Origin of the sequence: Mesorhizobium sp. M0166, assembly GCF_040322255.1 — a bacterium.
Taxonomy (GTDB): Bacteria; Pseudomonadota; Alphaproteobacteria; order Rhizobiales; family Rhizobiaceae; genus Mesorhizobium.
In genome coordinates this window covers 1-7,018 of the sequence record NZ_JAMYTD010000082.1, presented here as the reverse complement: position 1 = coordinate 7,018, position 7,018 = coordinate 1, and the positions used below count along the sequence as shown (strand labels likewise).

Below are 7,018 nucleotides of genomic sequence, written 5' to 3'. Positions count from 1 at the left end.
TCGCCAATGGCTGGCCAAACAGCGATATCGAGGCGCTCATGCCTTGGAACTACCAGCGCTGAACGGCATCAGCTACGCGCTTACGAATGGACCATGGGACGATCTGCTTCTTTACCGCTTTCGCTGCACGACCTGCGCACAAGTTTTCTTGCTCTCGGCTGAGACCTATCACGGCAGTGGCGGCGAATGGGCTAAGGAGGCCGGCTAAGCTTTTCGGCGCTTCCTCACCGAAACGCTCCCAGCGGATCGGCCTGCCCGGCCTTCCGCCGCGCGGCCTTGAACACCGCCGGGTCGACCACCGCTTCCCTCAGCATCATCACGCCATAGCGGGTCGCCGCCATCAAATCGTCGCGCAGCTTCACCCTTGCCCTCCCTACGGTGATAGAGCCGGACGAACCACGGCAAAACTGCGCGTGGGTGCAAAACCGCTATTTGTAAGCTACCGCTGCACTGGCGGGTCCCGCCAACGGAATAATCTCGCAGCGACTGAACCCTGCCTCCTTGCACCACGCGGTGAACTGGGCGCCGGTGAAGTCGAACGCCTCGCCAAATTCGATCAGCATGTTCAGTGACATCATGAGCCCGAAAGCGTTTTGCCTGCGATCATCGTCGATGATGCTCTCAATGGCTACCAGCGCACCGCCGGCCGGCAAGGCACGATAGGCCTTGGCGATCAGCATCTTCTTGTTCTCCAGGTTCCAATCGTGAAGGATCATTCCCATTGTGATAATGTCTGCCTTGGGAAATTCGTCCGCGAAGAAGTCGATCGTCTCGGCGGTGATCCGGCCGGTGAGGTTGTGCTCCCTTACACGCCGTTCGGCGATTGGCCGCACGTCCGCGAGATCGCACGTCCGGCATTGCATGTGCGGATGCCGCGACGCGACGATGGCCGAAAGCTGGCCGGTTGCGCCGCCAATGTCGGCCAGCGTCTTGTATTTGGAAAAGTCGAATTTCTCGGCGAACGCGATGAAATTGCCCATGGAGATGCCGCTCATCGCGTCCATGAACTGTTCCAGCCGCGCCGGGTCCGCATAGAGCTCGCCGAACATGGACTTGCCTGTCTCCTTGATCTCGTTTTGAGGCTTTCCGGTTTGTAGCGCCAATGTGAGATCACCCCAGAACCGATAGAGGCGTGCATTCGCCATCTCGAGTATCCCGCCGATATATTGGGGGTTTTGCTTGACCAGGAACAATCCGGTCGATGGCGTATTGCCGTATTTGCCGGTTTCACCAGCGCCGTCCCTCTGCAACAATCCGAGCGCGACAAGGGTGTCGAGAAAATCATACGTTGCGCGCGGATGCAGGCCCATGGCGCCTTGCAGTTCAAGGCCCGTCTTGGGGCCGTCCGCCAGCAGTGAGAAGAGCCCCAATTCCACGGCGCTCAACAAAGTCTTGGCTGGCCAGAACCCAAAGCCGATGTGCAATATCTGGTCTGGAGAAATTCCGTCTTGCATCTGAGCCTCCCCAACGGGTGAATGCATCCGTGGAGCCACGCCGATGCGTCCCGTCATCATTTAATGCTACACCAAATCCGCCGAAGTTCACTAGCTTCTAATCTAAAACCGAAGCGCATCGAACGCGCTATTGGCTGCCCCTCACCGAAACGCCCCCAGCGGATCGGCCTGCCCGGCCTTTCGCCGCGCGGCCTTGAACACCGCCGGGTCGACCACCGCTTCCCGCAGCATCATCACGCCGTAGCGGGTCGCCGCCATCAAATCGTCGCGCAGCTTCACCACCTGGCCGTCCCGGCGGTGATAGAGCCGGAACTCCTCGAACCACGGCAGAAGCGTCGAAAACACCTTGAAGCGGCCGCTCTGCATGCGGTCGAGCATCTCCATCAGCCCGGCCTCGACCGAGACCGAACCGTCTGCGAACTGCGCATGGCTGGCAAGCATGTTCAGCCCATGTGCCGAATATTGCCTGGCAAGTGCGGTGCCCGCCCCTTCCAGCGTCTCGCGGCGGCCGTCGCGCGGCCATGCCCAGGGCAGCCATTCGCCCCACGGTTTCAGCGTCAGCGCCTGCATGGCCGGCGTCTGCTGCGAGGCGCGACAGGCCTTTGTGACATAGACGACATCGGCCTCCGTATCCCAGGCGAGCTCGACCGCCGCCGAGGGATGGTCCCAGCCGAAATCGAGGGCGCCCAGCCGCGGCCAATAGCGCGGCAGCCGGAACGGCTCGCAGGCGATCAACTCCTCGGCCACCGGAAAGATGCGACCGGAGCCGAGCACCGGAATGCCCTTGGCCCGCGCCTCGCGCTCATGCGCCGGATAGGCGGCAATGATCTCGGCGCGCTGCTGCGGGGTATAGTGTTCGGCGTCGTCGATTGTCATGAAGGTGACGTGGCGGGTCATTGTTTCTCACCTTCGCAGCTTGAATCGTGGTGGCAGGCGTTGGACGTATGCTGCTGTTCGTCAAAGCACTTTTTCCGATGGCAGGACAGAGGGGGGCGCGAAGGAACGCGAGTTGTACGAGTTCGCAGCCCTGTCACCCCTTCCCCATCCCTCCAACCGCCTCCGCCGACAAAAACAGCAGCACCACGTCCGACATGCCGAGCAGCGGCGTGAAGGTGACGATGGTGATGCCGCCGGTGGCGTTGGTACGGGTCAGGCCTTCGGAATAGATGTCGAGCGGCGGCTCCTCGTCGAACCACACGCCGTGCAGCGTTTCGCCCTGCCATTTCTCGCGGCCCTTCTCGTAGCTCTTGAACGACAGCACCGATTCATCGGCCTGGACGTCGCCACCGCCGCCCCAGCGCACCACGACGCTGTCGAGCGCACCCGGCGCCCGCCCCGCCATTGTGCTGAGGATCGCGTCGGCCGGGATCATGCCGGTGCCCCAGGCCGCCTGCTGCTGCGGCGGGCCGATCAGGATGCGCTGCGGGTTGTCGCGCGTGCTTTCGCCGGTGACGCCGGCCGCCCACATCCGGACCGGACAATCGAAAACCTTGCCTTGCCACCAATCAGGATAGCGGCCGGTGAGATGCATCGCCCATTCGGCGCCGCCGGCCCTGGTCTTGCCGAGCTGGTTGCCGGCCATGAACAGGCGCTCGCGATTGGTCGCGCCGGCGGCGTGGAACTCGGCCTGTCGGGGATAAGGCCGATAGGCGGCAAGCTGGTTAGTGCGGCGCCTCCGGTCCAGCTCCGCCAGCAGGCTGAGATATTCCTTCCTTGCCGCCCGGCTGTGCGAGGCCTTTTGCGGGGCCTTGTCTTTCGAGAAACGGCCGGAGGACGGCTTCGAGGCCGCGGATGCGCTGCCTGATTTCGTCATCGCTCAATGCATCCAGATTGTTGATGTTGACACTAAGATCCTTGGGCAGCACCGACAGCACCAGCTTCAGGTACTGGTCGGGCTTTTCGGCGCGCACCTCAGCGATGACGCCGGCGCCATGGGCGCGAAAATCGGCGCGGATCGCCTCTAGGAAACCATCGGCCAGCGTCTTCTTCGCGCGCTTGGTTCGGCCGGGCTTGCCGGGTGCTTGATCGTGCGGCTGCGGATCGCCGGCGGAAGGGGCCCTGGCCATGCCCTACTCCGCCTTCCCGGCGGAGATCGCCGGCTTCTTGTTGGCCGGCCGCACGATGCGCCTGCGCGGCTTCGCCTTCTTGCCGGCGCGTGCCGACTTCGGCTTCCGCAGCTGGCTTGCCGGTCTCGCATCAGTCGTCCTGCCGGGCTTCATCGCACCGGCGTCAGGCAAGGCATTCAGCCTTGCCCTGAGAATTGCCATCGCCTTGCCGTCGAGTGCTCCCGACGGGAAGCCGAAGCCGCCGACCGCATCGACGGTACCGCCACGCATCATGCCGATCCGCACGCCGGCTGCGACCTGCTCGAAGCGGCCATGGCGGGCATAGGGTGCGGCGCCGGCGAACTCGCCAATGGCGCTGACGACCTCTCGGCCGTCATCGTCGGTGATGATGGTGGCGTAACGGTTGGACATGGGGGCTTCTCTGAAGTGGGCGCACGGGGGCGCGTTAATCTGAGGATCGTCGGGGTCGCGTTCCGTCGCGCCCCCCTCTGTCCTGCCGGACATCTCCCCCACAAGGAGGGAGATTGGCTGTCATCACCGCTTTCGCCAATTTTGTAGGATGCAAAAAAGTGCTGTCGCCCAAGCTGCCGATCTCCCCACTCGTGGGGGAGATGTCCGGCAGGACAGAGGGGGGCGCTGTCCCGCCGACTTACAGCCGGCAGCACGCACATCATTCGATCGAAAAGGAGCCTGAAACAAAAAACCCGCCTCGGCGGGCGGGTCCTTGGAGCCAATTAGCACCATACCTAGATTAGTAGCATAGCTGCCGGCACAAAGCAAGAACAAAATGTGGCGCGGCGGCAAAAAAATGACTGACGACCTCACACCTCCCTCGGTGAACGGCTGGAAAGCGGGCGAAAAGGCGGGCATTGCGTGAGACTTGCGTTGATGGGATGGTGGTTGCGCTTGAGGGGGACGCGTCATGGGCAATGTCACCAGTCACTACGGCAGCGAGGGCAGCGACGGCATCGTCGATCGCATATTGGCCGCGATCCCGGACGCCGACCCGGCCGGCAAACTCGGGGCGGCGCAACTCTATCCGTTCGATCAGTTCCATGGCCGCGAACTGACCGCCACGCAGGAGCATGCGGCCCGTCTTGCTCCTTTGCCGACAGATCGAATCCTGGATATCGGCAGCGGCATTGGCGGGCCGGCAAGGTTTCTGGCCTCGACCTACGGCTGCGAGGTCGACGGCATCGACCTGACACCAGCCTTTGTCGCCGCGTCGAGCCGACTGACCGCACTCAGCGGATTGTCTGACAAGGTTCGCTTCCATCAGGCCGACGCGACGAAACTGCCTTTTGGCGACAGCACCTTCGATGCGGCGATCTGCTTCTATGTCGGCATGAACATCGAGAATAAGGCCGCGGTCATCGACGAGGCCTGGCGCGTGCTGAAACCGCGAGGCAGGCTGATCTGGACCGAAGCCGTGCTCGCCGGTGGCGAGCCATACTATCCCGTGCCATGGGCGGTTTCACCCGCGACCAGTCACCTCGCCGATCGGGAAACCTTGAAAACCCTGTTTGTCGGTGCCGGATTTCACATCGACGAAATCGTTGACGAAACCGGCGAACATGTCGAGCTGGCGCTGAAGAGAGCCAATTCCGGCATCGTGCCCTCGCCGGCCCAGCAGCAGGCAAATGAAGTCGTAATGGGCACGGAATTCCTGCAGCGCCGCCGCAACTACATCCGAAGCCTGAGTGACGGAAAGCTCGCCTCGCTCGCCGTGATCGTCTCCAAACCGGCCTGAAACAAAAAAACCCGCCTCGGCGGGCGGGTCCTTGGAGCCAATTAGCACCATACCCAAACTAGTAGCATAGCTGCCGGCACAAAGCAAGAACAAAATTCACCTGAGACGCGAAAAAATGTGAGAATACCCCTCGCCTGCTCGCTTTGGTGGCGCCGCGCGGACCATTTTGAATTCGTTCCTTCGACCGGCAATAGAAATTTTGGCCGGAACCGGCTTGTTGCGTTGTCAATTCAATGCTTTGCTGCACGCCTTGGTTGAGGGCGGGGAATCAAGGTCTCGACATGGAAGACGGTTCGAGCTCTCCGCTCGGCATTATTATCAGCTGGCTCCCGATGGTTCTGATGCTCGGGGTGTTCGGCTATTTCGTCATGAAACTCCTGCGCGTTCAGCGCGGGTCAGTCGCGGCTCTCGAGGCCATTGCGCAGAAGCTGAGCGACATCGACGCTCGCCTGGCCAAGAACGCCGCGGAGCCATCGCCACCCGACCGGTCGTAGACCTGGCCGCCGTCCCACACTGGATCGCAACGCGCGCTGGCGCGTTTGAACCCTAGCCAATGGGAGCAAAGCTATGAACGTCGCCAATCTGCAACTCGAAGGCCTGCTTATGGCCATCGCATCGATCAATCAGGTGCTGGTCCGCAAGGGCGTGCTCTCCGTCGAGGAGATCGACATCGCATTGCGCAAGGCCGAAGCCAGCGAGACCAACGAGGAAAGGTCTGAAGGCATGTCGGCGTCGAGCCGCGACGCCGTCAACTTCCCGATCCGACTGCTGGAGTTGGCCAACCAATGTCAGCCGGAGACGGACATGCCGTCCTTCTCGAAACTGGCGCGCATGGTCGGCCAGATCAAGGAACCTTACAACGACCAGATGTGACGCAGCGATCAGAACTGCCGCCGCTATCGGGACGACGCGCCAGGCCGGCAGGCTAGCGCCCCTGCAGGATCTTGATCACGGCCGCTCTCGATCGTCACGACGATGCTGGTGCGGATCGTGCTGCCGATCTGGCCCTGGTCGCGGTCATAGACCCGACCGCCATTGTCGCAGCCACCCTTCTGAGCGCCTTTGCGGGAACGCCGGATCCGAAATTCCGGATCACCCCCTGCCAAGCCTCAGCGCCAGGACGCGGCCCGGCCCGTGCACGGCGGCGAACAGCAGCCCGGCCAGGAAGGTGAAGTGATCGACGAAGAAGCCGAACTCCGCCTGGTTGCCGGCCCAGTGCGACGGCCCGTGGAAGGCGAAGCCCAGGAACAGCACATAGGCGCCTGCGACGAGTGCTGCCCAGGAGAAGAAGGCGCCCGTCAGGAAGCATAGAACGAGGACGACCTCGAGCAGGGCTGCGCACCAGGCCAGGAACAGCGGGAATGGAAACCCGGCCGCCGCGATATAGCCGGCGGTGGCGCCGATATCGACGAATTTGAAGATCACGGCCATCAGGAAGACGGCAGCGAAGATCAGGCGGGCGATAAGGATTGTCGCGGTCTGCCACGGCGACTGAACGGTTGATTGAGCGGTTTCCAAGGTCATGATGTCCTCCCAAGAGTTACGATGGTTGTGCCCCAAGGACGCACCACCAGCCGCAAGCCCGACATCATCCCCCGAAAAACCTGAGAGATACAAGCGCGGGGCGAGAAGGCCTTGCAGGATTGGGTTCCTCTCCCTCACGAAGTGCTATCGCATTCACACATCTGGGTTGCGCTTTGCGGCGAAGCTCGATTCTATTTCGGCCGGAAAAGCCGAAGGAGGGTTGA

Annotated in this window: 10 protein-coding genes and 1 pseudogene; 4 read left to right on the top strand and 7 right to left on the bottom strand. The window is 62.4% G+C overall.

Features of this window, described 5'->3' with window-relative positions; genetic code table 11:
- The coding region (locus tag NKJ46_RS34225) for a hypothetical protein (protein ID WP_352671706.1) at window positions 1-208 on the top strand (208 nt) is incomplete at its 5' end.
- 16 nt (window positions 209-224) lie between these two features.
- Here NKJ46_RS34225 and NKJ46_RS34220 read toward each other — a convergent pair.
- From NKJ46_RS34220 to NKJ46_RS34195, 6 genes and pseudogenes are all read right to left on the bottom strand, one after another.
- Window positions 225-362, bottom strand: coding sequence for a hypothetical protein (locus NKJ46_RS34220; protein WP_352671703.1), 138 nt, complete (start codon window positions 360-362; stop codon window positions 225-227).
- 66 nt (window positions 363-428) lie between these two features.
- Entirely contained in the window at window positions 429-1,511 is a 1,083-nt protein-coding gene (locus NKJ46_RS34215) for a methyltransferase (RefSeq protein ID WP_352671700.1), read from the bottom strand.
- 84 nt (window positions 1,512-1,595) lie between these two features.
- Window positions 1,596-2,359: pseudogene (locus NKJ46_RS34210) on the bottom strand (phage terminase large subunit family protein); the annotation flags it as partial.
- Window positions 2,360-2,484: 125 nt separating this feature from the next.
- A complete protein-coding gene (locus NKJ46_RS34205) occupies window positions 2,485-3,036 on the bottom strand; it encodes a terminase large subunit domain-containing protein (protein WP_502903500.1) in 552 nt (183 codons plus the stop codon).
- 79 nt (window positions 3,037-3,115) lie between these two features.
- On the bottom strand, window positions 3,116-3,520 hold the full coding sequence (locus NKJ46_RS34200) for a hypothetical protein (RefSeq protein ID WP_352671698.1): 405 nt from the start codon (window positions 3,518-3,520) through the stop codon (window positions 3,116-3,118).
- 3 nt (window positions 3,521-3,523) lie between these two features.
- On the bottom strand, window positions 3,524-3,931 hold the full coding sequence (locus NKJ46_RS34195; protein WP_352671696.1) for a hypothetical protein: 408 nt from the start codon (window positions 3,929-3,931) through the stop codon (window positions 3,524-3,526).
- Between the two features lie 511 nt (window positions 3,932-4,442).
- Between NKJ46_RS34195 and NKJ46_RS34190 the strand changes: the two genes are divergently transcribed.
- The 3 genes from NKJ46_RS34190 (at window position 4,443) to NKJ46_RS34180 (ending at window position 6,143) form a co-directional block, all read left to right on the top strand.
- Window positions 4,443-5,270, top strand: a complete 828-nt coding sequence (locus NKJ46_RS34190; RefSeq protein ID WP_352671693.1) for a class I SAM-dependent methyltransferase — start codon at window positions 4,443-4,445, stop codon at window positions 5,268-5,270.
- A 281-nt stretch (window positions 5,271-5,551) separates the two neighbouring features.
- Window positions 5,552-5,764 (top strand): hypothetical protein, encoded by a 213-nt coding sequence (locus NKJ46_RS34185; RefSeq protein WP_352671690.1) that lies wholly within the window; start codon window positions 5,552-5,554, stop codon window positions 5,762-5,764.
- 73 nt (window positions 5,765-5,837) lie between these two features.
- Window positions 5,838-6,143, top strand: coding sequence for a hypothetical protein (locus NKJ46_RS34180; protein WP_023675713.1), 306 nt, complete (start codon window positions 5,838-5,840; stop codon window positions 6,141-6,143).
- Between the two features lie 219 nt (window positions 6,144-6,362).
- Here NKJ46_RS34180 and NKJ46_RS34175 read toward each other — a convergent pair whose 3' ends face one another.
- The gene (locus NKJ46_RS34175) at window positions 6,363-6,794 is read right to left on the bottom strand and encodes a DoxX family protein (protein ID WP_352671688.1); all 432 of its coding nucleotides are present in this window, start codon (window positions 6,792-6,794) and stop codon (window positions 6,363-6,365) included.
- Window positions 6,795-7,018: the final 224 nt, after the last annotated feature.

Excerpts from the sequence above, each read along its gene's own strand:
- NKJ46_RS34215 (WP_352671700.1), bottom strand. The coding sequence starts at position 1,511 with ATGACGGGACGCATCGGCGTGGCTCCACGGATGCATTCACCCGTTGGG.
- NKJ46_RS34205 (WP_502903500.1), bottom strand. The coding sequence starts at position 3,036 with ATGGCCGGCAACCAGCTCGGCAAGACCAGGGCCGGCGGCGCCGAATGG.
- NKJ46_RS34200 (WP_352671698.1), bottom strand. The coding sequence starts at position 3,520 with ATGGCCAGGGCCCCTTCCGCCGGCGATCCGCAGCCGCACGATCAAGCA.
- NKJ46_RS34195 (WP_352671696.1), bottom strand. The coding sequence starts at position 3,931 with ATGTCCAACCGTTACGCCACCATCATCACCGACGATGACGGCCGAGAG.
- NKJ46_RS34190 (WP_352671693.1), top strand. The coding sequence starts at position 4,443 with ATGGGCAATGTCACCAGTCACTACGGCAGCGAGGGCAGCGACGGCATC.
- NKJ46_RS34185 (WP_352671690.1), top strand. The coding sequence starts at position 5,552 with ATGGAAGACGGTTCGAGCTCTCCGCTCGGCATTATTATCAGCTGGCTC.
- NKJ46_RS34180 (WP_023675713.1), top strand. The coding sequence starts at position 5,838 with ATGAACGTCGCCAATCTGCAACTCGAAGGCCTGCTTATGGCCATCGCA.
- NKJ46_RS34175 (WP_352671688.1), bottom strand. The coding sequence starts at position 6,794 with ATGACCTTGGAAACCGCTCAATCAACCGTTCAGTCGCCGTGGCAGACC.